Origin of the sequence: Mycobacterium talmoniae (assembly GCF_001854525.1) — a bacterium.
Lineage (GTDB): Bacteria > Actinomycetota > Actinomycetes > Mycobacteriales > Mycobacteriaceae > Mycobacterium > Mycobacterium talmoniae.
This window is the reverse complement of sequence record NZ_MLQM01000008.1, coordinates 34,709-60,597: the sequence shown is the minus strand read 5'-3', so window position 1 is coordinate 60,597 and position 25,889 is coordinate 34,709. Positions and strand designations below refer to the sequence as shown.

Annotated in this window: 28 protein-coding genes and 1 pseudogene; 18 read left to right on the top strand and 11 right to left on the bottom strand. The window is 68.6% G+C overall.

Annotated features, from left to right (window positions below):
• Together BKN37_RS29500 and BKN37_RS03400 are read left to right on the top strand one after the other, a co-directional pair.
• Positions 1 to 325: pseudogene (locus BKN37_RS29500) on the top strand (hypothetical protein); the annotation flags it as partial.
• A 30-nt stretch (positions 326 to 355) separates the two neighbouring features.
• Positions 356 to 1,054: an MBL fold metallo-hydrolase gene (locus BKN37_RS03400; protein ID WP_071021455.1), complete on the top strand. Its 699-nt coding sequence runs from the start codon at positions 356 to 358 to the stop codon at positions 1,052 to 1,054.
• A gap of 104 nt (positions 1,055 to 1,158) precedes the next feature.
• Here BKN37_RS03400 and BKN37_RS03395 read toward each other — a convergent pair whose 3' ends face one another.
• From BKN37_RS03395 to BKN37_RS03385, 3 genes are read right to left on the bottom strand one after another with little or no spacing between them, the layout of a single operon-like run.
• Entirely contained in the window at positions 1,159 to 1,611 is a 453-nt protein-coding gene (locus BKN37_RS03395) for a nitroreductase family deazaflavin-dependent oxidoreductase (RefSeq protein ID WP_071021451.1), read from the bottom strand.
• 9 nt (positions 1,612 to 1,620) lie between these two features.
• Complete coding sequence (locus BKN37_RS03390) at positions 1,621 to 1,995, bottom strand: DUF8021 domain-containing protein (RefSeq protein ID WP_071021448.1); 375 nt, start codon at positions 1,993 to 1,995, stop codon at positions 1,621 to 1,623.
• Between the two features lies 1 nt (position 1,996).
• On the bottom strand, positions 1,997 to 3,160 hold the full coding sequence (locus BKN37_RS03385; RefSeq protein WP_071021445.1) for a steroid 3-ketoacyl-CoA thiolase: 1,164 nt from the start codon (positions 3,158 to 3,160) through the stop codon (positions 1,997 to 1,999).
• A gap of 121 nt (positions 3,161 to 3,281) precedes the next feature.
• Here BKN37_RS03385 and BKN37_RS03380 point away from each other — a divergent pair, with 121 nt between their 5' ends.
• From BKN37_RS03380 to BKN37_RS03345, 8 genes are all read left to right on the top strand, one after another.
• On the top strand, positions 3,282 to 4,535 hold the full coding sequence (locus BKN37_RS03380) for a cytochrome P450 (RefSeq protein ID WP_071021443.1): 1,254 nt from the start codon (positions 3,282 to 3,284) through the stop codon (positions 4,533 to 4,535).
• 28 nt (positions 4,536 to 4,563) lie between these two features.
• Complete coding sequence (locus tag BKN37_RS03375; protein WP_071021440.1) at positions 4,564 to 5,577, top strand: acyl-CoA dehydrogenase family protein; 1,014 nt, start codon at positions 4,564 to 4,566, stop codon at positions 5,575 to 5,577.
• Entirely contained in the window at positions 5,562 to 6,725 is a 1,164-nt protein-coding gene (fadE29, locus tag BKN37_RS03370; protein WP_071021436.1) for an acyl-CoA dehydrogenase FadE29, read from the top strand. Before BKN37_RS03375 ends, fadE29 begins: the two co-directional genes overlap by 16 nt.
• Positions 6,722 to 7,675, top strand: coding sequence for a bifunctional MaoC family dehydratase N-terminal/OB-fold nucleic acid binding domain-containing protein (locus BKN37_RS03365; RefSeq protein ID WP_071021433.1), 954 nt, complete (start codon positions 6,722 to 6,724; stop codon positions 7,673 to 7,675). The genes fadE29 and BKN37_RS03365 overlap by 4 nt, the downstream gene beginning before the upstream one ends.
• Positions 7,676 to 7,724: 49 nt before the next feature.
• Entirely contained in the window at positions 7,725 to 8,126 is a 402-nt protein-coding gene (locus BKN37_RS03360) for a MaoC family dehydratase (RefSeq protein WP_071021429.1), read from the top strand.
• Entirely contained in the window at positions 8,126 to 9,283 is a 1,158-nt protein-coding gene (locus BKN37_RS03355) for a lipid-transfer protein (RefSeq protein ID WP_071021427.1), read from the top strand. The genes BKN37_RS03360 and BKN37_RS03355 overlap by 1 nt, the downstream gene beginning before the upstream one ends.
• A gap of 183 nt (positions 9,284 to 9,466) precedes the next feature.
• On the top strand, positions 9,467 to 9,958 hold the full coding sequence (locus tag BKN37_RS03350; RefSeq protein ID WP_083341550.1) for an EndoU domain-containing protein: 492 nt from the start codon (positions 9,467 to 9,469) through the stop codon (positions 9,956 to 9,958).
• Between the two features lie 5 nt (positions 9,959 to 9,963).
• Positions 9,964 to 10,233 (top strand): hypothetical protein, encoded by a 270-nt coding sequence (locus BKN37_RS03345; RefSeq protein WP_131823514.1) that lies wholly within the window; start codon positions 9,964 to 9,966, stop codon positions 10,231 to 10,233.
• On the opposite strand, the gene BKN37_RS03340 is transcribed toward BKN37_RS03345, so the two are convergent.
• From BKN37_RS03340 to kstD, 3 genes are read right to left on the bottom strand one after another with little or no spacing between them, the layout of a single operon-like run.
• Entirely contained in the window at positions 10,230 to 10,547 is a 318-nt protein-coding gene (locus BKN37_RS03340) for a DUF732 domain-containing protein (RefSeq protein ID WP_071021417.1), read from the bottom strand. The two genes, BKN37_RS03345 and BKN37_RS03340, sit on opposite strands and share 4 nt — an antisense overlap.
• A gap of 45 nt (positions 10,548 to 10,592) precedes the next feature.
• Complete coding sequence (locus BKN37_RS03335; RefSeq protein WP_071021414.1) at positions 10,593 to 11,459, bottom strand: MaoC family dehydratase; 867 nt, start codon at positions 11,457 to 11,459, stop codon at positions 10,593 to 10,595.
• A 1-nt stretch (position 11,460) separates the two neighbouring features.
• Entirely contained in the window at positions 11,461 to 13,143 is a 1,683-nt protein-coding gene (gene kstD, locus BKN37_RS03330) for a 3-oxosteroid 1-dehydrogenase (RefSeq protein ID WP_071021471.1), read from the bottom strand.
• Between the two features lie 72 nt (positions 13,144 to 13,215).
• Here kstD and BKN37_RS03325 point away from each other — a divergent pair, with 72 nt between their 5' ends.
• The 4 genes from BKN37_RS03325 to BKN37_RS03310 all read left to right on the top strand — a co-directional run bounded on the left by BKN37_RS03325 (position 13,216) and on the right by BKN37_RS03310 (position 16,351).
• Positions 13,216 to 14,001: a 2-keto-4-pentenoate hydratase gene (locus BKN37_RS03325; RefSeq protein ID WP_071021410.1), complete on the top strand. Its 786-nt coding sequence runs from the start codon at positions 13,216 to 13,218 to the stop codon at positions 13,999 to 14,001.
• Between the two features lie 10 nt (positions 14,002 to 14,011).
• Positions 14,012 to 14,929 carry an acetaldehyde dehydrogenase (acetylating) gene (locus BKN37_RS03320; protein ID WP_071021407.1) on the top strand — a complete coding sequence of 306 codons (918 nt, stop codon included), beginning with the start codon at positions 14,012 to 14,014 and terminating at the stop codon, positions 14,927 to 14,929.
• On the top strand, positions 14,926 to 15,978 hold the full coding sequence (gene dmpG, locus BKN37_RS03315) for a 4-hydroxy-2-oxovalerate aldolase (RefSeq protein ID WP_071021404.1): 1,053 nt from the start codon (positions 14,926 to 14,928) through the stop codon (positions 15,976 to 15,978). Before BKN37_RS03320 ends, dmpG begins: the two co-directional genes overlap by 4 nt.
• A 61-nt stretch (positions 15,979 to 16,039) precedes the next feature.
• Positions 16,040 to 16,351, top strand: a complete 312-nt coding sequence (locus BKN37_RS03310) for a hypothetical protein (RefSeq protein WP_071021467.1) — start codon at positions 16,040 to 16,042, stop codon at positions 16,349 to 16,351.
• A 4-nt stretch (positions 16,352 to 16,355) separates the two neighbouring features.
• Here the strand turns inward: BKN37_RS03310 and BKN37_RS03305 are convergent, their stop codons facing one another.
• On the bottom strand, positions 16,356 to 18,359 hold the full coding sequence (locus tag BKN37_RS03305; RefSeq protein WP_071021401.1) for an FAD-dependent monooxygenase: 2,004 nt from the start codon (positions 18,357 to 18,359) through the stop codon (positions 16,356 to 16,358).
• Between the two features lie 82 nt (positions 18,360 to 18,441).
• Between BKN37_RS03305 and BKN37_RS03300 the strand changes: the two genes are divergently transcribed.
• Entirely contained in the window at positions 18,442 to 19,035 is a 594-nt protein-coding gene (locus BKN37_RS03300) for a TetR/AcrR family transcriptional regulator (protein WP_071021397.1), read from the top strand.
• A 19-nt stretch (positions 19,036 to 19,054) separates the two neighbouring features.
• Here the strand turns inward: BKN37_RS03300 and BKN37_RS03295 are convergent, their stop codons facing one another.
• Positions 19,055 to 19,990, bottom strand: coding sequence for a TIGR03619 family F420-dependent LLM class oxidoreductase (locus BKN37_RS03295; RefSeq protein WP_071021394.1), 936 nt, complete (start codon positions 19,988 to 19,990; stop codon positions 19,055 to 19,057).
• Positions 19,991 to 20,000: 10 nt separating this feature from the next.
• Positions 20,001 to 20,915: an IclR family transcriptional regulator gene (locus BKN37_RS03290; RefSeq protein WP_071021391.1), complete on the bottom strand. Its 915-nt coding sequence runs from the start codon at positions 20,913 to 20,915 to the stop codon at positions 20,001 to 20,003.
• A 127-nt stretch (positions 20,916 to 21,042) separates the two neighbouring features.
• On the opposite strand from BKN37_RS03290, the gene BKN37_RS03285 reads away from it, so the two are divergent.
• From BKN37_RS03285 to BKN37_RS03275, 3 genes are read left to right on the top strand one after another with little or no spacing between them, the layout of a single operon-like run.
• Positions 21,043 to 22,170: a hypothetical protein gene (locus BKN37_RS03285; RefSeq protein ID WP_071021386.1), complete on the top strand. Its 1,128-nt coding sequence runs from the start codon at positions 21,043 to 21,045 to the stop codon at positions 22,168 to 22,170.
• Positions 22,171 to 22,172: 2 nt separating this feature from the next.
• Positions 22,173 to 22,955 carry an SDR family oxidoreductase gene (locus tag BKN37_RS03280; protein WP_071021383.1) on the top strand — a complete coding sequence of 261 codons (783 nt, stop codon included), beginning with the start codon at positions 22,173 to 22,175 and terminating at the stop codon, positions 22,953 to 22,955.
• Positions 22,955 to 24,100 carry a sulfotransferase family protein gene (locus BKN37_RS03275; RefSeq protein ID WP_071021380.1) on the top strand — a complete coding sequence of 382 codons (1,146 nt, stop codon included), beginning with the start codon at positions 22,955 to 22,957 and terminating at the stop codon, positions 24,098 to 24,100. Before BKN37_RS03280 ends, BKN37_RS03275 begins: the two co-directional genes overlap by 1 nt.
• Before the next feature lie 115 nt (positions 24,101 to 24,215).
• On the opposite strand, the gene BKN37_RS03270 is transcribed toward BKN37_RS03275, so the two are convergent.
• On the bottom strand, positions 24,216 to 24,680 hold the full coding sequence (locus BKN37_RS03270; protein WP_071021376.1) for a hypothetical protein: 465 nt from the start codon (positions 24,678 to 24,680) through the stop codon (positions 24,216 to 24,218).
• Positions 24,677 to 25,831, bottom strand: a complete 1,155-nt coding sequence (locus BKN37_RS03265) for a 3-ketosteroid-9-alpha-monooxygenase, oxygenase component (protein ID WP_071021371.1) — start codon at positions 25,829 to 25,831, stop codon at positions 24,677 to 24,679. The genes BKN37_RS03270 and BKN37_RS03265 overlap by 4 nt, the downstream gene beginning before the upstream one ends.
• Between the last annotated feature and the right edge of the window lie 58 nt (positions 25,832 to 25,889).

Sequence of the window (25,889 nt, the reverse complement as noted above, 5' to 3'; positions counted from 1 at the left end):
CCGCCCAACACGCCCCCGGCGGGCGTGGCCCCCGCCCGGCCCGGCGCGCGGCGAGCTGCCCGCCAAGTTGTTCGGGGCCAGCGGCGGCACGACCCGGGGCGCCGGGGCCTGGCCCCGCCCCCCGCGGACCGACAGGGGGGGACTCTGGCGTCCCGCCGAGCTGGCCCCGGTCGTGACCGCCCTGCTCGCCCGGGCGCGGCCCGCGGCCCCGGTCTACGCCCCCTGCCCCGCCCCGCCGAACGTGCGCTCACGGCGGGATTTCCCCGGTTTCCCCGCCGTGGACGCACGTTCGGCGGGGATAGTGTGCGGTGACGGCCGCGGCTGAGCCGGACGCGACTATCGGGGGCGGGCGAGGGTGCACTTCGACTGGGAGCGGTTGACCGACACGGTGTATCGGTGTCGGTTGCCCTTCCTCGACGTCACCGTCGGCCTGGTGCAGGGCAGCGCCGGGGTGCTGCTCGTCGACACCGGCAGCACCCTGGTCGAAGCGGCGGCGATCGACGCCGACGTGCGCCACATCACCGGACGCCGGGTGACCCATGTGGTGTTGACCCACAAGCACTTCGACCACGTCCTGGGTGCGCCGGTGTTCGCCGACGCCGACACGTACTGCGCACCCGAGGTCGCCGAATACCTCACGTCGGCGACCGATGAGCTGCGCGCCGACGCGCTACGCCACGGGGCCGACGTCGACGAGATCGACCGGGCGATCGCGGCCCGGCGGCCGCCGCGTCGTGCCGTCCACAACGCCGTCATCGACCTCGGCGACCGCCGGGTGACGATCACCCACCCCGGCCGTGGGCACACCACCGCGGACCTGATCGTGGTGGCGCCGGGCGACGCCGGCGACCCGGCCGTGGTGTTCTGCGGTGACCTCATCGAGGAGTCCGCGGACCCGGCGATCGATGCCGATTCCGATGTGGCGGCCTGGCCGGCCACGCTCGATCGCGTGCTGGCGATCGGTGGTCCCGACGCCCGGTACGTTCCCGGCCACGGGCGTGTGGTTGACGCGCAGTTCGTCCGCGGTCAGCGGGACTGGCTCAGCGGTCGCTAGGTGCAAGTGGCCCGCTTGCGCCGAACGTGCGCTCAGGGCGGGATTTCCGCGATTTTGTCGCCCTGGATGCACGTTCGGCGCGCAAAGGCTCCCGCGCGCAAGCCCTACGGCTCGCAGATCACCACCGGGATGACCCGGTCGGTCCAGGACTGGTAGTCCTCGAACGAGGAGTACATCTCCACCAGCTGCGGCCAGTACTGGTCGCGTTCGGCCTCGGTGGCGTCGCGGGCGGTCAACTGCAGCACCTCTCTTTTGATCTGCACCGACACCTTCGGGTTGGCCTTGAGGTTCAGGTACCACATCGGGTTGTTGGCCCGCCCGCCCTGGGAGGCCACCAGCACCACCCGGTCACCGTCGCGCAGATACAGCAGCGGGCTGACCCGCGGCTGCCCGGATTTGCGGCCGGTGGTGGTCAGCAGCGCCACCGGCGCCCCCTGCAGGAAGGTGCCGCCCAGCCTGCCGCCGGACACCTTGTAGGCCAACGTGTTGGCCCGGGACATCCACTTGATGAACAAGCCGGTGCCGGCGGAGTTGAGCGCGCGCGGGGGAGTGGCCATCGGTGATCCCTAACGTGTAATGAACGGCCGGATCTGCGCCCGGATGTGGTGGATCTTGCCATCACTGGCCGGGATCACGAACGTCTCGTCCACGTGCGCACCGACCCGCCGCCCGGCCAGCGACGGCTTGGTGATGATGTCGTACCGGGTGCGCACCGCGTCGCCGTCGACGCTGACCTCCGGCGCCGTGGCCGCCGCGATCAGCCGGAACTGGGGGCCGCGGTTCAGGCTGCGGCGCAGGTGGTTTCCGGAGAAGCCGGTCTTGAGCCCCATCTCGATGCGGACGCAGTCCGGCGCGAACGGAACGTCGGAGGCGTCATGGCTGACCAGCGCGTCGATGTAGGCCTGCGCGGCCGCGATCCGTTCGGCGTCGGAGAAAACCAACTCAGATCCGCTCGATGATGGTGCCGGTGGACAGCGCCCCGCCGGCGCACATGGTGATCAGCGCGGTGGACTTGTCGGTGCGCTCCAACTCGTGCAGCGCGGTGGTGATCAGCCGGCTGCCGGTGCAGCCCACCGGATGCCCCAGCGCGATCGCCCCGCCGTTGACGTTGACCCGGTCCATGTCCGGGTTGTGCACCCGCGCCCAGGACAGCACCACCGACGCGAACGCCTCGTTGATCTCCACCAGGTCAATGTCGCCGATCTTCATGCCGGCCTTCTCCAGCACCTTGGCCGTCGACTGCACCGGCCCGTCCAGGTGGTAGTAGGGCTCGGCGCCGACGTTGGCCTGGCTGACGATCCGGGCCCGCGGCCGCAGCCCCAGGGCCTTGGCTTTGTCTTCGTCCATCCACAGCACCGCGGCGGCGCCGTCGGAGATCTGCGACGACGTCCCGGCGGTGTGGATGCCGCCCTCGAGCACCGGGTTCAGCGACGCCAGACCCTCCAGCGTGGTGTCGCGCAGCCCCTGGTCACGGCTGACCGGGGCAAGCTCGGCGGTGGGCTGCTTGTTCTCGTCGAGCACCGGCGCGGTGATCGGGGAGATCTCCCGGTCGAACCGGCCTTCCTCCCAGGCCCGTTTGGCCTTGAGCTGCGACTCCAAGCCGAACTGGTCGATGTCGGCGCGGGTGATGCCGCGCCGCTTGGCGATCCGCTCGGCGGCCTCGAACTGGTTGGGCATGTCGATGTCCCAGGATGCGGCGCGGATCGCGGCCCGGTCCGGGCCGGCGTTGGCGCCCAGCCCCACCCGGCTCATCGCCTCGATGCCGCAGGCGATCCCGACGTCGATCGCGCCGATCGCGATCAGCCCGGCTACCAGGTGGTTGGCCTGCTGCCCGCTGCCGCACTGGCAGTCGACGGTGGTGGCCCCGACGTGCTCGGGCAGGCCCGCGGTCAGCCAGGCCACCCGGCTGATGTTGTTGGACTGCTCGCCGTACTGGGTCACGCACCCGCCGATGACCTGCTCGACGTCCCCGGCGTTGATGCCGGCCTTATCTACCAGTGCTTTTTGCACCGCGCCCAGCACCTCGGTGGCGTGCAGGCCGGATAACCACCCATTACGCTTGCCGATCGGGCTGCGGGTGGCTTCGACGATCACAGGATTACCCATGCGGCCAGGCTAGAACACGTTTCATTACTCTGACAAGCGACGATGCATCACTGCCTTTTGTCTGCGGTTCAGCCATGCTTTACTGGCACTAGAACACGTTGTATTCGGCAGGAGTAGACGCATGCCTTCCCCTAATCTTCCCGCAGGGTTCGACTTCCTCAACCCCGACGTCAATGTGCGGGGCATCCCGGTCGAGGAGTTCGCCGAACTGCGTCGCAGCGCGCCGGTCCACTGGATCGAGCAGGCCCCCGGCACCGGCGGCGGCTTCCACGACGGCGGGTACTGGGCCATCACCAAGCACAAGGACGTCAAGGAAATCTCGCTGCGCAGCGACGTCTTCTCCAGCTTCGAAAACTGCGTGATCCCGCGGTTCAACGACGACATCGCCCGGGAGAACATCGAGGTTCAACGGTTCGTGATGTTGAACATGGATGCGCCGCACCACACCCGGCTGCGCAAGATCATCTCCCGCGGGTTCACCCCCCGCGCGGTCGGCCGGCTGCGCGACGAGCTCAACGAGCGGGCGCAAAACATCGTCAAGGCGGCCGCGGCCAACGGCTACGGCGACTTCGTCGAGCAGGTGTCGTGCGAGCTGCCGCTGCAGGCCATCGCCGGCCTGCTCGGGGTGCCGCTGGAAGACCGGGACAAGCTGTTCCGCTGGTCCAACGAGATGACCGGCAGCGAGGACCCCGAATACGCCGACATCGACCCGCAGGCGTCGTCGTTCGAGCTGATCACCTACGCCATGCAGCTGGCCGCCGCCAAGGCCGAGAACCCCGGCGAGGACATCGTCACCACGCTGATCAACGCCGACATCGACGGAGAGAAGCTCTCCGACGACGAGTTCGGGTTCTTCATGGTGATGCTGGCGGTGGCCGGCAACGAGACCAGCCGCAACTCGATCACCCACGGCATGATGGCGTTCGCCGAGCACCCCGATCAGTGGGAGCTGTTCAAAAAGGAGCGCCCGGCCACCGCCGTCGACGAGATCGTCCGGTGGGCCACCCCGGTCAGCTGTTTCCAGCGGACCGCGCTGGAGGACTACGAGCTGTCCGGGGTGACGGTCAAGAAGGGCCAGCGGGTGGTGATGTTCTACCGGTCGGCCAACTTCGACGAGGAGGTGTTCGACGACCCGTTCACCTTCAACATCCTGCGCGACCCCAACCCGCACGTCGGGTTCGGCGGCACCGGCGCCCACTACTGCATCGGCGCCAACCTGGCCCGGATGACGATCGAGCTGATCTTCAACGCGATCGCCGACCACATGCCCGACCTGACCCCGCTGGCCCAGGCCGAGCGGCTGCGATCGGGCTGGCTCAACGGCATCAAGCATTGGCAGGTCGACTACAGCGGCAAGTGCCCGGTCGCGCACTAAGCGCCGCAGCGAACCAAGGAGCAGACGGGTGGATTTCAATCCAGACCCAGCGCAGCAGGCTGTCGCCGACGTCGTCACCTCGGTGCTGGACCGGGACAACAGCTGGGACGCACTGGTCGCCGGTGGCGTGACCGCGCTGCCGGTGCCGGAACGCCTCGGCGGCGACGGCGTCGGCCTGCCCGAGGTGGCGACCGCGCTCACCGAAATCGGTCGGCGCGGCACCATTAGCCCGGCGCTGGCCACCCTCGGTCTGGGGGTGCTGCCGCTGCTGGAGTTGGCCTCCGACGCGCAGCAGGACCGCTACCTGGCCGGGGTGGCCAAGGGCGCGGTGCTGACCGCGGCGCTGAACGAGCCGGGCGCCCCGCTGCCGGAGCGGCCTGGGGTCACGTTGACCGAAAACCGACTGTCCGGCACCAAGATCGCGGTCCCGTACGCCGAACAGGCGGACTGGCTGGTGGTCACCGCCGAGGGCGGGATCGCGGTGATCTCACCCACCGCTGACGGGGTGCAGCTGACCAAGACGCCGACCTCCAACGGCTCCGACGAGTACGTGGTGGTGTTCACCGACGCGCCGGTCGACGGCGTGCTCGACGGCGCCACCGCGCACCGGGTCAACCAGCTCGCGCTGGCCGCGGTCGGCGCGTTCGTGTCCGGCCTGGTCGCGGGTGCGCTGCGGCTGACCGCCGACTATGTCGGCACCCGCGAGCAGTTCGGCAAGCCGCTGTCCACCTTCCAGACCGTCGCCGCGCAACTCGCCGAGGTCTACATCGCGTCGCGGACCATCACCCTGGCGGCGACCTCGGTGATCTGGTTGCTGTCGCAGGGCCGTGACGCCGCCGACGACCTCGACGTGCTCGGCTACTGGATCACCTCGCAGGCGCCGCCGGTGATGCAGACCTGCCATCACCTGCACGGCGGGATGGGCATGGACATCGACTACCCGATGGACCGCTACTTCTCCTCGATCAAGGACCTGACCCGGCTGCTGGGCGGCCCGTCGCATCGTCTCGACCTGGTGGGAGCGCAATGTACGTCGATCTGACCCCCGAGCAGCGGGCGCTGCAAGCCGAACTGCGGGAGTACTTCGCCAATCTGATCTCCTCGGACGAGGCCAAGGCGATGCAGTCCGACCGGCACAATGCGGCCTACCGCGCGGTCATCAAGCGGATGGGCGCCGACGGCAAGCTCGGCGTGGGCTGGCCCAAGGAGTTCGGCGGGCTGGGTTTCGGTCCGATCGAACAGCAGATCTTCGTCAACGAGGCCCAACGCGCCGACGTCCCGCTGCCGGCGGTCACCCTGCAGACCGTCGGCCCGACGCTGCAGGTGTACGGCAGCGAGGCGCAGAAGAAGAAGTTCCTGCCGGCGATCCTGGCCGGGGAGGTGCACTTCGCGATCGGCTACACCGAACCGGAGGCCGGCACCGACCTGGCGTCGCTGCGCACCACCGCGGTCCGGCACGGCGACGAGTACATCGTCAACGGGCAGAAGGTGTTCACCACCGGCGCCCACGACGCCGACTACATCTGGCTGGCGTGCCGCACCGACCCGGACGCGGTCAAGCACAAGGGGATTTCGATCCTGATCGTGGACACCAAGGATCCGGGCTACTCGTGGACGCCGATGATCCTGTCCGACGGTGCGCATCACACCAACGCCACCTACTACAACGACGTCCGCGTCCCGGCCGACATGCTGGTCGGCGAGGAGAACGGCGGCTGGCGGCTGATCACCACCCAGCTCAACAACGAGCGGGTGATGCTCGGGCCGGCCGGCCGGTTCGGCGGCATCTACGACCGGGTGCGGGCCTGGGCGGCCAAACCGGGCGCTAACGGGGTGAGGCCGATCGAGCAGGACGACGTCAAACGCGCGCTCGGGGAGCTGCACGCCACCTGGCGGATCAACGAGCTGTTGAATTGGCAGGTGGCCGCCGCCGGCGAGACCATCGATGTCGCCGACGCCGCCGCCACCAAAGTGTTCGGCACCGAACGGATTCAGCGGGCCGGCCGGTTGGCCGAGGAGATCGTCGGCAAGTACGGCAACCCCGCCGACGAGGACACCGCCGAGCTGATGTCCTGGTTGGACAGCCAGACCAAACGCAATCTGGTGATCACCTTCGGTGGCGGCGTCAACGAGGTGATGCGCGAAATGATCGCCGCCTCGGGGCTGCGGGTGCCGAGGGTGCCGCGATGAGCGACCTGGCCGCCGGCATCGAAAAGCTCAAATCCACCGGCCCCAGCAAGCCGCGGATGGGTCGGGATCCGGTGAACCAGGCGATGATCCATCACTGGGTCGACGCGATCGGCGATGCCAACCCGATCTACGTCGACGAGGCGGCCGCCCGCGCCGCCGGACATCCCGGCATCGTCGCCCCGCCGGCGATGATCCAGGTGTGGACCATGATGGGGCTTTCCGGGGTGCGCCCCGACGACGACCCGCTGGGCAAGATCATCGAGCTGTTCGACAGCGCCGGGTATGTCGGCGTGGTCGCGACCAACTGCGAGCAGACCTACCACCGCTACCTGCGGCCCGGCGAAGAGGTCAGCGTCACCGCCGAGATCACCGACATCGTCGGCCCCAAACAGACCGCGCTGGGGGAGGGCTACTTCATCAACCAGCGCATCGCCTGGCAGGTCGGCGACGAGGATGTCGCCGAAATGATGTGGCGCATCATGAAGTTCATTCCGGCCGATCGGCAATCCGCCGCGGCGCCGGTACCGGAGGACCTGGACCCGGACAAGATGATGCGCCCGGCGTGGTCGCGGGACACCCAGTTCTTCTGGGACGGCGTGGCCGCCCACGAGCTGCGCATCCAACGCCGCCCGGACGGAAGCCTGGTGCATCCGCCGGTGCCCGCGGTGTGGGCCGACAAATCCGAGCCGATCGACTATGTGGTGGCTGCCGGCACCGGCACGGTGTTTTCCTACGTGGTGCACCACGCCCCCAAGGTGCCCGGCCGCAGCCTGCCGTTCGTGATCGCGCTGGTCGAACTCGACGAAGGGGTGCGGATGCTCGGTGAGCTGCGTGGCGTCGACCCCGCCGCCGTGCAGATCGGAATGCCGGTCCGCGCAACGTATCTCGACTTCCCGGCCAGCGACGTCGGGCCGGCCTGGACCCTCTACGCCTGGGAGAAGGACGCATGAGCGCCGCGCCAGCGACGATGCAGAGCGAAGCGATGAGGAGGAGCGGCGCATGAGCGCGCCGACGGTAGCGGTGGGCACCAAGCTGCCCGAACTCAAACTGTACGGCGACCCGACGTTCATCGTGTCCACCGCGATCGCCACCCGCGACTACCAGGACGTGCACCACGACCGGGATAAGGCGCAGGCCAAGGGATCCAAGGACATCTTCGTCAACATCCTCACCGACACCGGCCTGGTGCAGCGCTACCTCACCGACTGGGCCGGCCCCACCGCGCGGATCCGTTCGATCGGGCTGCGGCTGGGGGTGCCGTGGTATGCCTACGACACCGTGACCTTCACCGGCGAGATCACCGGCATCGAGGACGGGCTGATCACGGTGAAAGTGGTGGGGAGCAACAGCCTGGGCGACCATGTCATCGCCACGGGCACACTGACGATCGGGGAGGCGTGATGCTGTCCGGGAAGGCCGCGATCGCCGGGATCGGTGCCACCGATTTCTCCAAGCAGTCCGGCCGCAGCGAGCTGCGGCTGGCCGCCGAGGCGGTGCTCGACGCGCTCGACGATGCGGGGCTGACCCCGGCCGATGTCGACGGCCTGTGCACGTTCACGATGGACTCCAACCTGGAGACCGCGGTCGCGCGCTCCACCGGGATCGGGGAGCTGAAGTTCTTTTCCCAGATCGGCTACGGCGGTGGCGCCGCGGCGGCGACCGTGCAGCAGGCCGCGCTGGCGGTGGCCACCGGGGTCGCCGAAGTCGTGGTGGCCTACCGGGCCTTCAATGAGCGTTCGGAGTTCCGGTTCGGCCAGGTGATGACCGGCCTGACCGTCAACGCCGATTCCCGCGGGGTGGAGTACAGCTGGTCCTACCCGCACGGGTTGAGCACGCCGGCTGCGTCGGTGGCGATGATCGCCCAGCGCTACATGCACGAATACGGGGCCACCAGCGCGGATTTCGGGGCGGTGTCGGTGGCGGACCGCAAGCATGCGGCCACCAACCCCAAGGCGCACTTCTACGGCAAGCCGATCACCATCGAGGATCACCAGAACTCGCGGATGATCGCCGACCCGCTGCGGCTGCTGGACTGCTGCCAGGAGACCGACGGTGGGGTGGCGATCGTGGTAACCACCCCGGAGCGGGCCAAAGACCTCAAGCACCGGCCGGCGATCATCGAGGCGGCCGCGCAGGGCTCGGGCGCCGACCAGTTCACCATGTACTCGTATTACCGCGAGGAGCTCGGCCTGCCCGAGATGGGGCTGGTGGGCCGCCAGCTGTGGGCGCAGTCCGGCCTGGCGCCGACCGACATCCAGACCGCGGTGCTCTACGACCACTTCACCCCGTACACGCTGATCCAGTTGGAGGAGCTGGGTTTCTGCGGCAAGGGCGAGGCCAAGGACTTCATCGCCGGCGGGGCCATCGAGCTCGGCGGCCGGCTGCCGATCAACACCCACGGCGGCCAGCTCGGCGAGGCCTACATCCACGGCATGAACGGCATCGCCGAAGGGGTACGGCAGCTGCGCGGCACCTCGGTCAACCAGGTCGACGGCGTCGAGCACGTGCTGGTCACCGCCGGCACCGGGGTGCCCACCTCCGGCCTGATCCTGGGTTAGTCCTCCCGCGACCGTGCGTGTCCCCGGCCGACACGCCGTGCGGAACACCGTTTCTGCGCACGCGCACGGGGCAGTGGACGGCATCGACTCACACACAAACTGAAGTGACGCGATCGCCGGTCCGTGGCATGCTGCGGCCGTGGGGGAGTCATCGGATAACCCGCTGGCAGAGTTCACCCGCTGATGTCGCGGCGCACGGGTGATGAGGATCGTCCACCGCCGCGGGTCAAGGGCATGCTCGGGCCGAGTACCGACGACGATTTCGGGAAGTTCGGAGGCTACCGACCCCCGGCGCTGCGCAGCCAGATCGACGAGTTCGCTGTGGCTTACGCGCAATTGGTGCTCGATGGAAACGTGACGCCCGAGGAATCGCGGGCGATCGCGAAAAAGGTCCGCTTGGCGCTGCGCCAGGGCAGGCACTACATCGTGATCGAGCATGGTGGTCATCGACACGGCACCGGTTGGGGCAAATCGGAGTTCGCCCCAGGTTGGGGCGACGCCGACGTTATCGACTTCACCCGCGGCATCGTGGACAACCCGACGATTGCGACCGAAAGTCCGCGGGGATTCAAGCTGCACGGCACCTATCGAGGCGTACAGGGCGTCGTCGTGGTCAATACGACCGGTGGCGGCCGCTGGTACATCGCGACCGCGTACCCAACCGGACTACCATGACGAGCGTGGACGGAGCCGAATTGGTGGCACGGTTGTACGACCGGTACGCCTCGGCGCTGTCCGAATCCCAGCGCGCGGATATGGACTGCCTGATCCACGAGGAAGCCCTGGTGGCGCTTATCGACCTGCTGTACCTCGGCTTGGACCGTGGCGACCTGCAATCGCCTGAAGTCAGTGCGGGTCTAGAGTTGGCCCGCGCCGGCAAGTTTCTGAAGTCCAGCGATGACCTTGCCGCCCGGTTAGCCGAGTACCAGCGCACCCACGTCGCGGTCTAGCTGGAGGTGCTGGGCGCCAGCTGGTCCGGGCAGTACGACCGCACCGCGATGCCGACAAACCGGGCCGCGTGGTCGTGCGTGAGTTCGGGGTTGCGGGCCCGCAGGATGGCGAGGACCTCCGGCGCCGGCTGGCCGTCGGTGATCAACCGGCACACCGTTTTGGCGCTGGTGATGACCTGATCGGCGTCGGTGTAGGTGATGCCCGCGGCTTGCAGGGAGGCCAGGAAGGCCGCGTCGGTGTCCGGGTCGCCGTGCGCGGGCCCGGCGAGGCCGATTGCGACGGCCACGCTCGCCAGCGCCACTCGCAGTCTCACCGGTCCTCCCGCTGTTGCAGCGTGGAAAACCCCAGGATATCGCCGTTACCCGGCGGCGCGCACCAACTCCACCCCGGTCAGCACCGCCGCGTTGTCCCGGGCCGGCGCCACCACGGTGGCCACGAAGCGGCCGTCGTCCTTCCAGATCGCGGCCCGCAGCGTCTCACCCGGAAACACCACACCGGCGAACCGGGCGCCGTAGGAGCCCACCGCGCCGGCGTCCCCGTCCAGCAGCGTGTCGACGATCGCCTTGCAGGTCATGCCGTAGGTGCACAGGCCGTGCAGGATCGGGCGGTCAAAGCCGGCGGCGGCGGCGAACTCCGGGTCGCTGTGCAGCGGGTTGCGGTCCCCGCAGAGCCGGTACAGCAGCGCCTGCTGTGGCAGCACCGGGATGTCCACCTCGAAATCCGGGGCCCGGTCCGGCGCGGCCGCCGACGTCGACGGGCCCCGCTCGCCGCCGAATCCGCCTTCGCCGCGGGCGAAGATCGACCGCTTCTGCGTCCACAGCACGGTGCCGTCCGGGGCGGTGGCGGTGGTCTCCGACCAGATCACCGCGGCCTTGCCCTTGTCCCAGATGTCGGTGAACCGGGTGACCGCGGTCGCCGAGCCCGACGGCGGCAGCGGTGCCGGCGCGGAGATGCCCTCGCTGGCGTGCAGCACCCTGCTCAATTCGATGTCGATGCCCGGAAACTGCACCGTGGGCGGCTCGGTCATGTGGAAGCTGGCCGCGACGTTGCCGAACGTCGGCAGCACCTGCGGGGTGTTGTCGACCAGGTAGCGCAGTTCCCGCGGGCTCATCGGGTCCGCGCCGGCGCCCAACCCGAGGTGGTAGAGCTGGATATCGCTGCTGGTCCACGAGAATTCGATCGGCTCCAGCTCCGCGCCCAGCGCGACATCGAGATCGATGGGCATATCAGGCCTTTCCCGCAAGGTGGAGTGCCGCCAGGTAACCGAACGTCATCGCCGGCCCGATGGTGCCGCCCGGACCGGGATAGGTGTGGCCCATCACCGGGGCGCTGACGTTGCCGGCGGCGTATAGGCCTTCGATGACGCTGTCGTCGTCGCGCAGCGCCCGGCCGTGTACATCGGTGCGGATACCGCCCTTGGTGCCCAGGTCGCCGGGCACCATCTTGGCGGCGTAGAACGGTCCCTGGCTGATCTCGCCGAGGTTGGGGTTCGGCTTGTTGGTCGGGTCCCCGTAGTAGCGGTCGTACGCGCTTTCACCGCGGTGGAAGTCTTCGTCGACGCCGCTGCGGGCGAAGCCGTTGAAGCGCTGAACGGTGTCCACGAACGCCTCGGCGGGCAGCCCGGTCTTGGCGGCCAGCTCCTCCAGGGTGTCGGCGGCGACGATGACCTCCGATTCCAGCCACTTCTTCGGGAAACGTTGTCCGGGCTGCAATCCGGCGAAGATGTAGCGGTCCCGGTAGCGCTGGTCGAACACCAGCCAGGCCGGGATGTTCTCGCCGGGGCCCGGGCCCTGCCCGTACTGGCCGCCGTACATGTGGTGGCAGGCCTCGACGTAGGGCATGGACTCGTTCATGAAGCGCTTACCGGACATGTTGACGATGATCGAGCCCGGCGAGTTGCGCTCGGACAGCGCGAACCACGGCGCACCCGGCAGCGGCACCGTCGGCCCCCACCAGGCGTCCTCCATGATGTCCAGTGCGGCGCCGAGCTTCTCGCCGGCCAGGATGCCCTCGCCGGTGTTGGCCTTGGCGCCGACCGTCCACTCGGTGGTGATCGGGGCGCGCTGGTACTTCACCCGCATCTGCTCGTTGTGCTCGAACCCGCCGCTGGCCAGGATCACCCCGCGCCGCGCCCGAATCAGTTCCGGCTCGGCCGATTCCGAGCCGGCCGTGTCCCGGACATAGATGCCGCGCACCACCCCGTCCTCGACGTACAGGTCGGTCAGCGCGGTGTTCAGCCGCACCGGCACCCCGGCCTGCTTGAGGCCGATGCGCAGCGGCGCGATCAGGGCCCGGCCCATCCCGACCAGGTTTTTGCCGGTGGCCTGCGCCCACATGGTGCGCACACCGACCTTCACACTGCGCAGCACCCCGCGTGGATGGCGTTTGAGCTGGTTGAGCCGGACGTAATCCTGCTGCATCACCACGACATTGAGCGGCACCTTGCCGTACGCCGGCTCCAGGCCGGGCAGGTCGGCGCCAAGCTTCTTGGCGTTGAACGGCTTCGGCTCGATCGAGCGCCCGGTCGGCTTGCCGCCCGGGGTCTCCGGGTAGTAGTCGGCGTAGCCGGGCACCCAGCACATCTTCAGCGGCGAATGCTTGAGCACGAACGACAACATCTCCGGGCCGCGCTGCAAGTAGGTGTCGATCTTCTCGGCCGGAACCACGTCGCCGACGATCGCGTGCAGATAGGTGCGGGCGGCGTCGGCGGTGTCGCGGACCCCGTCACGCTGCAGCACCTCGTTGTTCGGGATCCACACGCCACCGCCCGAGCGGGCGGTGGAGCCGCCATAGTGTGCGGCCTTCTCGACGACTACTGTTGAGAGACCCTGGTGAGCGGCGGTGAGGGCGGCGACCATGCCCGCGCCGCCGCTGCCGACCACGACGACGTCGTACTCCTGACCTGTCATGTAGAACACGTTATAGAATTGCCCCGTCCGGGCGCTAGTTGCCCGGTCACAACGATGAGGGGACTTTGCGAAATGCTCACCGTCCAGATCCGTGACGAGCTGGCCGCCGACCTGGCCCAGGCCGAGCGCAGCCAAGTCCCGATCTCCCCGTTGACGACGGCATATCCGGACATCGACGTGGTCGACGCCTACGAGATCCAGTTGATCAATATCCGCCAGCGGGTCGCCGAAGGGGCCCGGGTGGTCGGCCACAAGGTCGGGCTGTCGTCGCTGGCCATGCAGCAGATGATGGGCGTCGACGAGCCGGACTACGGGCACCTGCTCGACGAGATGGAAGTCTTCGAGCACACCCCGGTCAAGGCAGCGAAATACCTGGCCCCGCGCGTCGAGGTCGAGGTCGGGTTCATCCTGGCGCACGACCTGCCGGGGGCGGGCTGCACCGAGGACGACGTGCTGGCCGCCACCGCGGCGTTCGTGCCGTCGATCGAGCTGATCGACACCCGGATCACCGACTGGCAGATCAAGCTGTGCGACACCATCGCCGACAACGCCTCGTCGGCCGGGTTTGTGCTGGGGCAGGCCCGGGTGGCGCCGGCCGACATCGACATCACCAGCATCGACGCGGTGTTGACCAAGAGCGGGGAAGTGGTGGCCAAGGGCCGCAGCGACGCGGTGCTGGGCAATCCGGTCACCGCGGTCGCGTGGCTGGCCCGCAAGGTGGAGAGCTTCGGGGTGCGGCTGAAGGCCGGCGACATCGTGTTGCCCGGCTCGTGCACCCGAGCGATCGACGCCCGGCCCGGGGATGATTTTGTCGCCGACTTCACCGGATTGGGTTCGGTCCGGCTGGTTTTCGAGTAGAGGAGCGTTAATGCCTGCTAAAGCGTCGGTCGCGATCGTCGGGTCCGGCAATATCAGCACCGATCTGCTGTACAAGCTGCTGCGGTCGGACTGGTTGGAGCCGCGGTGGATGGTCGGAATCGATCCGGAGTCCGAGGGGCTGGCCCGGGCCCGCAAGCTGGGGCTGGAGACCACCCACGAGGGGGTGGACTGGCTGTTGGCGCAGGACGAGAAACCCGACCTGCTGTTCGAGGCCACCAGCGCCTACGTGCACCGCGACGCCGCCCCGCGCTACGCCGAGGCCGGCATCCGGGCCATCGACTTGACCCCGGCCGCCGTCGGCCCGGCGGTGATCCCGCCGGCCAACCTGCGCGAGCACCTGGACGCCCCCAACGTCAACATGATCACCTGCGGTGGGCAGGCCACCATCCCGATCGTGTACGCGGTGTCCCGGGTGGTGCCGGTGCCCTACGCCGAGATCGTGGCCAGCGTGGCCAGCGTCAGCGCCGGGCCGGGCACCCGTGCCAACATCGACGAGTTCACCAAGACCACCTCGGCCGGCGTGCAGACCATCGGCGGTGCCCAGCGGGGCAAGGCGATCATCATCCTCAACCCGGCCGACCCGCCGATGATCATGCGCGACACCATCTTCTGCGCGATCCCCGAGGACGCCGACCGCGACGCCATCGCCCAGTCGATCCACGACGTCGTCAAAGAGGTGCAGAGCTACGTGCCGGGTTACCGGTTGCTCAACGAGCCGCAGTTCGACGACCCGTCGATCAACTCCGGCGGCCAGGCCCTGGTCACCACGTTCGTCGAGGTGGAGGGCGCCGGGGATTACCTGCCGCCGTACGCGGGGAACCTGGACATCATGACCGCCGCCGCCACCAAGGTCGGCGAGGAAATCGCCAAGGAATCACTGTCGGCCACCGCAGGAGGCACCCGATGAGCACCGATATCTTCTTCAATCCGGTGTGGGACGTCCGCATCACCGACACCAGCCTGCGCGACGGCAGCCACCACAAACGCCACCAGTTCACCAAGGAGGAGGTCGGTGCCATCGTCGCGGCGATCGACGCCGCCGGGGTGCCGGTGATCGAGGTGACCCACGGCGACGGGCTGGGCGGGTCCAGCTTCAACTACGGGTTCTCCAAAACCCCGGAGCAGGAGCTGATCAAGCTGGCCGCCGAGACGGCCAACGACGCCAAGATCGCGTTCTTGATGCTGCCCGGGGTGGGCACCAAGGAGGACATCAAGGAGGCCCAGGGCAACGGTGGGTCGATCTGCCGGATCGCCACCCACTGCACCGAGGCCGACGTGTCCCGCCAGCACTTCGGGCTGGCCCGCGAGCTGGGCCTGGAAACCGTCGGGTTCTTGATGATGGCGCACACCATCCCGCCGGAGAAGCTGGCCGCGCAGGCCCGGATCATGGCCGACGCGGGCTGTCAGTGCGTGTACGTGGTCGACTCGGCCGGGGCGCTGGTGCTCGAAGGGGTGCGCGACCGGGTGGCGGCGTTGGTCGCCGAACTCGGCGACGACGCCCAGGTCGGCTTCCACGGTCACGAAAACCTGGGGCTGGGGGTGGCCAACAGCGTGGAGGCGGTGCGCGCGGGCGCCAAGCAGATCGACGGCTCGGTGCGCCGGTTCGGTGCCGGCGCCGGTAACGCGCCGGTCGAGGCGCTGATCGGGGTGTTCGACAAGATCGGGGTCAAGACCGGCATCGACTTCTTCGACATCGCCGACGCCGCCGAGGACGTGGTGCGCCCGGCGATGCCGGCCGAATGCGTGCTGGACCGCAACGCGCTGGTGATGGGTTACTCCGGGGTGTACTCCAGCTTTCTCAAGCACGCCGTGCGCCAGGGTGAGCGCTACGGGGTGCCCGCCCACGAGCTGCTGCACCGCGCCGGGCAGCGCAAGCTCATCGGCGGCCAGGAGGATCAGCTCATCGACATCGCGCTGGAGATCAAACGCGAACAGGGTGCCGCGGCCGCGGGGTGACCTGCCGGGCCGTGGGGAACGGCACAGGCGGCGCAAAGGTCGCGCGAGTAACCTGGCCCGCATGAGCACATCCAACACAGCCGGCCCTCGTCGCCGCGGGCTGTACGGCCTGCTCGCCGGCGGGTTCCTGACTGCGACCGCCGCGACGGTGATCGCGCTCCCGTTGGCGGGCCCGGCCAGCGCGGATCCCCCGTGCGATCAGACCGTCGGCAACACCATCGACGACTACCTGCAGCGCCATCCGGACCTGCACCGGGAGCTGCAGGCCAAGTCGGAGGCCGAGGGCGGTAACGGCAACGTCATCGACTACCTGAACCGGCACCCGGACGTGCGGCAGCATCTGATCGATCTGTCGCAGCAGTGCGTGCCGTAGCTGGTCAGCGGGCGGACAGTCGCATTCCGTCGCGGATGCTTACGGTTTGGATGCGCCAACCTGCCGGGGTGCGGGTGTAGGTGAGGTCGGCGCTGAGGTAGGCCGCGCCGCGGTCGTTGTCGATGATTGAGGCGACCCACATCAGCCAGGTGCCGGTGGCGGCGTCGCCATCGATCGTGATGGCTGGGTTGAGGAACGTGTGCATGGCGAAGCTGACGGCTGCCGTTGCTGCCGGGAGTTCGGTGGCGATGGCCGCTGCACCGTGGGTAGCTGGGCTTCCAGGAATTTCGACGCTGGCGTCGGCGACGAAGAGGTGCGGGATCGCATCAAGAGTGAGTTTCTTGCCGTTCCATTGGTTGGTCGCGTCGGCGTAGCGTGCGGTGAGGTCGGTGATCGCCTGGATGTCTTCCAGACGACGCAGACGGCGCGACAACGGTGAGAACCCCATGGCCGCGGTCTGGAGGGCGGCGGTCAGGGCTGCGGTTCGGCTGGTAGGTGGCGTGCGGGCGCGCCAGGCGACGTAGCCGTCGGGCCGGATCAGCGCCGCGCCGCCGGGGCCCAGCCCGTAGGCGATCCTGAATTGCGCCGCGGCATCCGGGGCGGTGGCGGCGTCGATGTGGGTGAACGCGGCGGATACACCCAGCTCGGCGGTGGCGCGTGCGGCGGCGAGTTCCCAGGCGTGGTCGTCGGAGACCAGCACCCAACCGCGACCGAATTCGTCGAGGAGCGAACGGTGCGCCGTCGTGTCGAGCCACAGGTGCGGGGCGCGGGTGCCGGGTTGGCCGGTCCACTGGTCGGGCCGGCGCGCGGGGGGTAGGTCAGCGCCGGTCTCGGGCAGCGCGGCCGATCGGTAGAGCTGGCCGAGTTCCATGGCGGTGTCGTCGATGATCGGCACCGCGGATTCGGGGGCGTCCAGGAACGCTTTGTAGTCGGCGCGGGCGAAGAGCTGGTCGTGACGCAGCCAGGCGATCGGTCGGCGTTCACTGTCGTAGGTGTCGAGCAGTTCGGGGCGGCTGGTGCCGCCAAGGACCGCGGCCAGCTTCCAGCTCAGGTTGTGGGCGTCTTCGATGCCGGTGTTGGCTCCGTAGCCGCCGCGGTTGGGCGGCAGTTGATGGGCGGCGTCGCCGGCCAGGAAGACGCGGCCGTAGCTGAACTGGTCGGCGATCGCCGCGGCGAGTTCCCAGCGTCCGGTGGTGATGAGGTCGATCGGAACGTTGCTGCGGCCGACGGCCTGTCGTACCACGGCGCGCTGCTCGTCCTCGGTGCGTTCGGTGTCGTCACCGAGCATCAGCACCCAACGACCGTCGGAGTAGGTGGTCAGAAACGCTTTGAGGTCGGCGTGGTCGATCTCGAACTGCACCACGCCGTGGCGCAAATAGTCTTGCAGGGGCGCACGGAACAGGATGCTGCGCTGCACGGAGAGCAATCCACGTCCACCGCGGCCGATGCCGAGGGTGTTTCTGATGGTGCTGGATCCGCCGTCGGCGGCAACCAGATAGTCGGCGCGCATCCGGTATTGCGACCCGTCGTCGCCGCGGTTCAGGACAGCCGTGACCCCGTCGTCGTCCTGGTCGAAGGCGATCAGTTTGGTGCCCAGGCGGAGGTCGGCGCCGAGCTCGATCGCTCGGGCACGCAGCAGGGATTCGAGGCGGTCCTGAGCGATCGCGGTGCCGTGCACCGGGGAGAAGTCGTCAGGGGAGCCGCCCTGGGCGTGTGGTGTCCAGGGGTATTCCTCATGCCAGGCTCCGGCGAGGCTTTCGACGCGGGCCCGCCGCGGTGGCCCGCCCCGTTCCACGCTGCGGGGCACCTCGATGCCCACGCTGCGGAACAACTCCAGGGTGCGGGTGGTATAGCCGATGGCCCGGGGATGCACCGAACTGCCGGTGTGGCGTTCCACCAACACCGTCGGCACCCGGTGCCAGGCCAAGAACACCGCGGCCGACAAGCCGACCAGGCTGCCGCCCACGATCAGGACCGGGGTGTTGTCGTGGTCTCGCGAGGTGTCCATCGCCCCAGCAAAACATGATTGACTCAAAAAAACAACTGACTAAAGGTATTGAAGCGATAAATCAGGTGGTTATGATCCGGGGATGACGGCAAAGCCACTGGGCCGGCGGGAGCGGAAGAACGCGCAGACGCGGCGAGCGCTGGCCGAGGCCGCGGCGCGGCTCTTCCTGGCCAAGGGCTACGACCAGGTCAGCGTCAAGGAGATCGCCGACGCGGTCGACGTCTCGGTGCCCACACTGTTCAACCACGTTCCCGACGGCAAGGAAGCGGTGATGTTCGACGACGGCATCGAACGCCGGGAAAGCCTGCTGGCCGCGGTCCACCACCGCGCCGAGGGGACGTCGGTGATGGCGGCCTTGCGCGAATTCATGTCCGGCCGTGGACCGTTCATCGTCGACCCGACGCCGGAGATGCGCGAGCGCACCGAGCTCATCGTGAACACCCCCGCGTTGCGGGACTATTCACGCAAACTCTGGATCCGGTGTGAAGCGCCCCTCGCCGAAGCCATCGCCGCCGAGCTCGGCCGCCCGCCCGACGATATGACCGCCCGCGCGGCGGCACGCTACGTCCTGGAAATCCCGCAATTCGTCGTCAACGAACCAGACCGGCTCGCCGCCCTCAACGCAGTGTTCGATCTGCTCGAATACGGTCTACCCACCGCCGACCCCGCGCCTTGACTTGACCGGGGCGGAAGTCTCAACTGGTCGCCGCCCGGAACGCGGCAACGAGTTCGGTCAGCAGATCGCGCGCCTGCCCGACGTCGCGGGGCAGCGAGCAGGTGACCCGCACATCGGTGACCCCGGCCGCGATCAACGCCGGCGCCGACGCCACCGTCGCCCCGAGGTCGACGGAACCATCGGCTCGCTTGACCGTGGTGGCGTGACCGAGCACCTGCAGCTCGGTGGGATCGCCGCCGAGGTCGGCGATCTTGTCCTTCATCGTGGCGATCGCCCCGGCCGGATCGGCGATGGCCGGACCCCACGGGATCCAGCCCCGCCCGAAGCGCCGCAACCGGCGCGCGACCGCGTCGTTGACGGTGCCGCTGACCCAGATCGGCACCCCGCCGGCCTGCACCGGTTTGGGCATCTGGTGAATGCGCTCGAACGCCAACTCCGGTGCGCGATACGTGCTGCGCTGCTGGGTCCACGGCGCGTCGCACACCTCCAGGGTGTGATCGAGCAGCCGGCCGCGGCGCTCAAACGGCAGGCCGGCCGCCTGGTACTCCTCGCGCTGCCAGCCCACCCCGACCCCGAGATCGACCCGGCCGCCGGACAGCACATCCAAGGTGGCGACCTGCCTGGCCAGCACCGCGGGACGGCGCAGCGCCGCCAGCAGCACCGCGGTGCCGAGCCGGATGCGGGTGGTGAGCGCGGCCAGCGCGGTGAGCACGGTCAGCGGCTCCAGCCACTGCCCGTCCGGTCCGGTGGGTTGGCGGCCGCCGGCGATCCCGCCCAGCGCCGGGTCGCCGTAGGCGTCCAGGTTCTCGCCGAACGCGATGTGATCGGAGACGACGACGCGGTCCACCCCGGCGGCGTCCATCGCCTGCCCCAACGCCAGCGTCGCACCCCAGTCGTGGTCCGGGTCGTCGGTGAACGTGCGCAGCTGCAGCGAGATCTGCGGCGAGAGCGACATGAGCATCCTTCTACGCGTCGAAAACCGGTTTGGACCCGCCCAGCTGGGCGGTCACCGCGTCGGCGGCCGCGGTCAGGCCGCGGGCCCATTTGGTGATCTCGGTGTCGGTCAACGCCCGGCCGATCTGCAGGGACACCACCATCACCTGGCGCTGGTGGTGGTCGTAGACCGGCGCCGCGATCACGCTGATGTCGTGCCGCTGCCGCCCGGAGGTGCCGGCCTCGCCGCGCAGGTAGACCCGCTCTCCGATGTCGGCGACCAGTTCGCCGAGCAGCGCCTGCAACTCGGCGGGCAGGGTGGACGACATGCCGGCCATCAGCGCATACAGCCGGCGGCCGCCGGGGGTGAGCCGTTCGACCAGGTAGCCCTGCGCGCGGCATTCGGCGACGACGCGGTCCAGCCGCTGGCCGTCGGTGCGCAGCGGGATGGTCGGTTCGCGGGCCAGCCACCCGCGCAGCGCCGCGTCGTCCCACAGCACGAACATCAGCCCCACCGGCGGCGCGAACGGATAGCTCTGCCCGACCCGCACCCCCGGTTTGGCTCCGGGCGGGGCGACCAGCTCCAGCAGGGTGATGCGGTCATCGATGACCGCGGCCAGCGCGGCGGTGGTGCTGAACGCCGCCGACAGCCGCCGCAGCTCCTCGCGGGCGGCCGGGCTGACCCGCATCGACTCCTGGGCGGTGTGCCCCAACCCGATCAGCGCCGGTCCCAGCCGGTAGGTCTTGTCCTGGGGGTCGCGGACCAGGTAGCCGGCGTCGGTCAGCGTGGTCACGATCCCCAGGCAGGTCGGCTTGCTCAGGTCCAGCCGCCGGGCCAGTTCGGACAGGCCGAACTGGTCGTGCGGATGCTGGGCCAAAAAGTCCAAGATGGCGACCACGCGGCTGGTGGGCGGGGAGGCCCGACCCGATGACTCACCCGGTGGCATTCCAAAATACTAACGCAGCGATCCAGATCTGTACCGACGCGCCCGTTGACTCAAACTAGAACCCGTTCTAATCTTCTTTCAGAATCTCTACCGATACGGTTCATTATTGAACCACTAAGGACGGTCGATGTTTACCCAACCGCTGGCCGAGGCGATCGCCGAGGCCGAGAGACTGGTGGCCGACGCCCCGCACATCGAGACCGAGGCCGACCTGCTCGAGGGCCTGCAGTACCTCGCCGGCGGCATCGCGGCGTGCACCCACCTGGCCTTCGACTACGACCGCGACCACCCGTTTTTGCAATCGGGGACCGGGCCGTTCACCAAGATGGGCCTGGACAACCCGGACACCCTGTACTTCGGCACCCGGGTGCACGGCGGGCACGAATACGTGGTGACCGGGACGCGCGGCACCACCACCGACCTGAGCTTCCAACTGCTCGGCGGCGAGTACACCGACGACAACGTGCCGGCCAGCCAGGCCGCGTTCGACGACCGGGAACTCGACATCGCCGCCGACGGCAGCTTCGAATGGCGGGTGCGCCCGGACAGCAACGGACAGCTGGTGATCCGGGAGGTCTACAACGACTGGTCGGCGCGGCGCGGCACCCTGGCCATCGCGCGGACCGACACCGCCGGCACCGCGCCGCCGCCGCTGAGCCGCCCGCTGATCGAAAAGCGGTACGCCATCGCCGGAAAGCAACTGGTGCAGCGGATCAAGACCTGGCTGGCGTTTCCGCAGTGGTTCTACCTCAACATCCCGGTCAACACCATGGTGGCGCCGCGGCTGACCCCCGGCGGGCTGGCCACCCAGTACTCCTCGGCCGGGCATTTCGAGTTGCGACCCGATCAGGCGCTGGTCATCACGCTGCCGGTCAGCGACGCGCCCTACCTCGGGTTCCAGCTGGGCAGCCTGTGGTACATCTCGCTGGACTACATCAACCACCAGACCTCGCTGAACGGCACCCAGGCCCAAGCCGACCCGGACGGCAAAATCCGCATCGTGGTGGCCGACCAGAATCCGGGCGTCACCAACTGGGTGGAGACGCTGGGGCATCGGCGCGGCTTCCTGCAGTTCCGCTGGCAGCGGGTGTCGCGGGCGCTCACCGAGGCCGACGGCCCGACCGTGGAGCTCGTCGACGTCGACGCGGTGCCGGCCGCGCTGCCGTATTTCGAGCACAACAAGATCTCCGACGACGACTGGCGGGCGCGCATCGCGACCCGCCAGCTCCAAATTGCGAACAGAATGCTGGGGTAGTGATGGCCGGAATGCTGGACGGCAAGGTCGTGGTGATCAGCGGGGTGGGGCCCGCACTGGGCACCACGCTGGCGCAGCGCTGCGCGGCGGCGGGCGCCGATCTGGTGCTGGCCGCGCGCACCGCGGAGCGCCTCGACGACGTGGCCAAACGCGTCGCCGAGAGCGGCCGGCGCGCGGTGGCGGTGTCCACCGACATCACCGACGAGACGCAGGTGGCCAACCTGGTCAGCGAGTCGTTGGCCGCCTACGGCAAGGTCGACGTGCTGATCAACAACGCATTCCGGGTGCCATCGATGAAACCCTTGGCCGGCACCAGCTTTCAGCACATCCGGGATGCGATCGAGCTCAGCGTGCTGGGCGCGCTGCGGCTCATTCAGGGCTTCACCCCGGCCCTCGCGGAGACCAACGGGGCGGTGGTCAACGTCAACTCGATGGTGATCCGGCATTCGCAGCCCAAGTACGGCGCCTACAAGATGGCCAAGTCCGCGCTGCTGGCGATGTCGCAGTCGCTGGCCAGCGAACTCGGCAGCGACGGAATCCGGGTCAACTCGGTTGCGCCCGGCTACATCTGGGGCGACACCCTGAAAAGCTACTTCGAGCATCAGGCCGGCAAGTACGGCACCACGGTGGAGGCGATCTATGACGCCACCGCCGCCAACTCCGACCTCAAGCGGCTGCCCACCGAGGACGAGGTGGCCTCGGCGATCCTGTTTTTGGCCAGCGACCTGGCCAGCGGCATCACCGGCCAGACCCTCGACGTCAACTGCGGGGAGTACAAATCCTGATGACCGAACGCACCGATGTCGGCACCGTCGAGGACCTGCACGCCTCGGCCAGCAAGTTCGTCGGGCTCGACGATTTCGGCGCCGACGACGACAACTACCGCGAAGCCCTGGGTGTGCTGCTGGACTCCTACCAGACCGAAGCCGACCTAACCCCGTTGGGCAGCAAGATGAACCGGTTCTTTCTGCGCGGCGCGCTGGTGGCCCGGCTGCTGTCGCAGGCCGCCTGGCAGCAGCACCCCGAGCACGCCGACGTCGTCATCGAGCGGCCGATCTTCGTGACCGGGTTGCCGCGTACCGGCACCACCGCGTTGCATCGGCTGCTCGGCGCCGACCCCGCGCATCAGGGTCTGCAGATGTGGCTGGCCGAATACCCGCAGCCGCGCCCGCCGCGGGACACCTGGGACGCCAACCCGGTGTTCCAACAGCTGCAGGCCCAGTTCAGTCAGCACCACGACGAAAACCCCGGCTACACCGGCCTGCACTTCATGACCGCCGACGAGCTGGAGGAGTGCTGGCAGCTGCTGCGCCAGTCGCTGCATTCGGTGTCGTATGAGACGCTGGCGCACTTGCCCAGCTACGCGCAGTGGCTATCCCGGCAGGACTGGGGGCCGTCGTATCGGCGGCACCGCCGCAACCTGCAGCTGATCGGCCTGTACGACGCCGAGAAGCGTTGGGTGCTCAAGAACCCCAGCCACCTGTTCGCGCTGGACGCGCTGATGGCCACCTACCCCGACGCGCTGGTCGTGCAGTGCCACCGCCCGGCCGAGACCATCATGGCGTCGATGTGCTCGCTGGCCCAGCACACCACCGCCGGGTGGTCGAACAGCTTTGTCGGGGCGCAGATCGGCGCGGACGCGATGGAGACCTGGTCGCGGGGGCTGGAGCGGTTCAACGCCGAACGCGCCAAGCACGACCCGGCGCAGTTCTGCGACGTCGACTACGCCGACTTCGTCGCCGATCCGCTGGCGACCGTGGAGTCCATCTACCGCCACTTCGGCTTGCCGCTCACCGAGGCGGCCCGGGCCGCGATGCAGGCCAGCCACGCCGCGAGCCAACAGGGCCCGCGCGCGCCCAAGCACACCTATTCGCTGGGTGATTACGGGCTGACCAGCGACGCGGTCAAGGAGCGGTTCGCCGGGCTGTGACCCGCGAGGCGCTCTGTCCGCCGAGCGTGTACTCAGCGCGAAAAATCGGCTGAAATCCCGGTCTGATTACACGTTCGGCGCGGGCCGGTTCGGCGCGGGCCGGTTCGGTGGGCCGCTAACCGTCGCCGGGGGGCGGTGCGCTGGACACCTCTTCGAGGCAGCCTTCGGCGACCGCGTGTTTGATGCTGTCGGCCAGCTTCGGGCAGGAGCGGGCCCGGCCGCTGTGCTCGCCGCTGCTGCGCAGCTCGGCGAAATACGCGCAGCGCCCGGTGGCCTCGGAATTCCACTGCACCGCAGTGTGTCCGGGCCCCAGCTTCTTGACGGCGACGGTGGCGTGGCAGAACCGGCAGTCCACCGGCACCAGTCCCGCGGTGAGGTAGCGTTCGCGGTCGGCTCGGGTGGCGGCGGCCACCTCGGCGGCCCGCGCCGGATCGTTGGCGAAATCCGGCGCCTTCGCCCACCGGCCGACGCCGGCGTCACTCGGCGGGTGGTCGTGGTCGTCGTGCGGGCCGTGCAGGGACAGCATGGACCGAGCCAGCAGATCGACGTCTGGCGGCGGCTGCGGCCCGGAGTCGGTCATGCCGAGCCCTGTTCGGCCTTCTCTTTCTCTGCGGCCTGGCGTTTGAGGTTCTCCTCGACCTCCACGTGCCATTTCTCGTTGGCCACCGTGGTGTCCACCTCGATTTCGAAGCGGTCGGTCATCTCCGGGGTGACGTCGGCGACGTCGACGTAGAACTGCTGATACCACCGGCGCATCTGGTAGACCGCGCCGTCCTCCTCGACCAGCAGCGGATTGTCGATGCGGGTCTTGTGCTTCCAGATCTCGACGTCCTGCAGGAAGCCCTTGCTGACGCCGTCGGTCATCGCCGCCGCCAGCTTCTCGGTGGTCGCGTCGTCCATGCCCTTGGGCTTTTCCACGATCACCCCCCACTGCAGGACGAACTTCTCCTGGCTCACCGGGTAGTGGCAGTTGATCAGGATCGACTCGGCCTTGAACCCGCCGTAGCTGTTGTGCAGCCAGTTGATCATGAACGACGGGCCGAAGTAGCTGGCCTCCGAATCCAGGTGCGCCTCACCGTAGGTGGTGCCCATGTCGTTGACGTCCGGGCGGCCGACGTTGTGCAGGTACTGCGAGGCGATGTGGCCCTCGAACACGTTCTTGAAATAGGTGGGCAGCCCGTAGTGGATGTAGAAGAAGTGCGCCATATCGGTGACGTTGTCGATGATGTCGCGGCAGTTGGCGTCGATCTCAATGCTGTTCCAGCGCCATTCGGTCCACTCCCCGCTGGACGCCTCCGGGATCTCCGGGATCCGCACTTCCTCCGGCGGTGGGTTGCCCTCGTGGTCGTGCCAGACGAACAGCAGCCCGCCGCGCACATCGGTGGTCCAGGCGCGGGTGCGGGCCAGTCGCGGGGTGCGCTTGGCGTAGGGCACCAGCTTGCATTTGCCGTCGCCGCCCCAACGCCAGTCGTGGAACGGGCAGGCGATCTCGTCGCCCTTGATGGTGCCCTGGGCCAGGTTGCCGCCCATGTGCCGGCAGTAGCCGTCGAGGATCTTCAGCTCGCCCTGCGAGTCCGCGAACACGACGAGGTGGGTGCCGAAAATCTCGATGCCGTGCGGTTGGCCGTCCAGGAAGTTCTTGACCGGACCCAAGCAGTGCCACCCCCGGGCGTACCTGTCCGGCAGGGTGCCGGTGTCGATCTCGCGAATACCGGCCGTCTCGGTCGCCATCACGCCTCCCAGTTCCGTAGCTTCTAACTAGAACACGTTACAGTTTTTCCGTTGGATT

Bases quoted from the DNA above. Each gene is read 5' to 3' on its own strand.
- BKN37_RS03395 (WP_071021451.1), bottom strand. From the start codon at position 1,611: ATGGCCACTCCCCCGCGCGCGCTCAACTCCGCCGGCACCGGCTTGTTC.
- BKN37_RS03385 (WP_071021445.1), bottom strand. From the start codon at position 3,160: ATGGGTAATCCTGTGATCGTCGAAGCCACCCGCAGCCCGATCGGCAAG.
- BKN37_RS03380 (WP_071021443.1), top strand. From the start codon at position 3,282: ATGCCTTCCCCTAATCTTCCCGCAGGGTTCGACTTCCTCAACCCCGAC.
- fadE29 (WP_071021436.1), top strand. From the start codon at position 5,562: ATGTACGTCGATCTGACCCCCGAGCAGCGGGCGCTGCAAGCCGAACTG.
- BKN37_RS03365 (WP_071021433.1), top strand. From the start codon at position 6,722: ATGAGCGACCTGGCCGCCGGCATCGAAAAGCTCAAATCCACCGGCCCC.
- BKN37_RS03360 (WP_071021429.1), top strand. From the start codon at position 7,725: ATGAGCGCGCCGACGGTAGCGGTGGGCACCAAGCTGCCCGAACTCAAA.
- BKN37_RS03355 (WP_071021427.1), top strand. From the start codon at position 8,126: ATGCTGTCCGGGAAGGCCGCGATCGCCGGGATCGGTGCCACCGATTTC.
- BKN37_RS03350 (WP_083341550.1), top strand. From the start codon at position 9,467: ATGTCGCGGCGCACGGGTGATGAGGATCGTCCACCGCCGCGGGTCAAG.
- BKN37_RS03335 (WP_071021414.1), bottom strand. From the start codon at position 11,459: ATGCCCATCGATCTCGATGTCGCGCTGGGCGCGGAGCTGGAGCCGATC.
- kstD (WP_071021471.1), bottom strand. From the start codon at position 13,143: ATGACAGGTCAGGAGTACGACGTCGTCGTGGTCGGCAGCGGCGGCGCG.
- BKN37_RS03325 (WP_071021410.1), top strand. From the start codon at position 13,216: ATGCTCACCGTCCAGATCCGTGACGAGCTGGCCGCCGACCTGGCCCAG.
- BKN37_RS03320 (WP_071021407.1), top strand. From the start codon at position 14,012: ATGCCTGCTAAAGCGTCGGTCGCGATCGTCGGGTCCGGCAATATCAGC.
- dmpG (WP_071021404.1), top strand. From the start codon at position 14,926: ATGAGCACCGATATCTTCTTCAATCCGGTGTGGGACGTCCGCATCACC.
- BKN37_RS03310 (WP_071021467.1), top strand. From the start codon at position 16,040: ATGAGCACATCCAACACAGCCGGCCCTCGTCGCCGCGGGCTGTACGGC.
- BKN37_RS03305 (WP_071021401.1), bottom strand. From the start codon at position 18,359: ATGGACACCTCGCGAGACCACGACAACACCCCGGTCCTGATCGTGGGC.
- BKN37_RS03300 (WP_071021397.1), top strand. From the start codon at position 18,442: ATGACGGCAAAGCCACTGGGCCGGCGGGAGCGGAAGAACGCGCAGACG.
- BKN37_RS03295 (WP_071021394.1), bottom strand. From the start codon at position 19,990: ATGTCGCTCTCGCCGCAGATCTCGCTGCAGCTGCGCACGTTCACCGAC.
- BKN37_RS03290 (WP_071021391.1), bottom strand. From the start codon at position 20,915: ATGCCACCGGGTGAGTCATCGGGTCGGGCCTCCCCGCCCACCAGCCGC.
- BKN37_RS03285 (WP_071021386.1), top strand. From the start codon at position 21,043: ATGTTTACCCAACCGCTGGCCGAGGCGATCGCCGAGGCCGAGAGACTG.
- BKN37_RS03280 (WP_071021383.1), top strand. From the start codon at position 22,173: ATGGCCGGAATGCTGGACGGCAAGGTCGTGGTGATCAGCGGGGTGGGG.
- BKN37_RS03275 (WP_071021380.1), top strand. From the start codon at position 22,955: ATGACCGAACGCACCGATGTCGGCACCGTCGAGGACCTGCACGCCTCG.
- BKN37_RS03270 (WP_071021376.1), bottom strand. From the start codon at position 24,680: ATGACCGACTCCGGGCCGCAGCCGCCGCCAGACGTCGATCTGCTGGCT.
- BKN37_RS03265 (WP_071021371.1), bottom strand. From the start codon at position 25,831: ATGGCGACCGAGACGGCCGGTATTCGCGAGATCGACACCGGCACCCTG.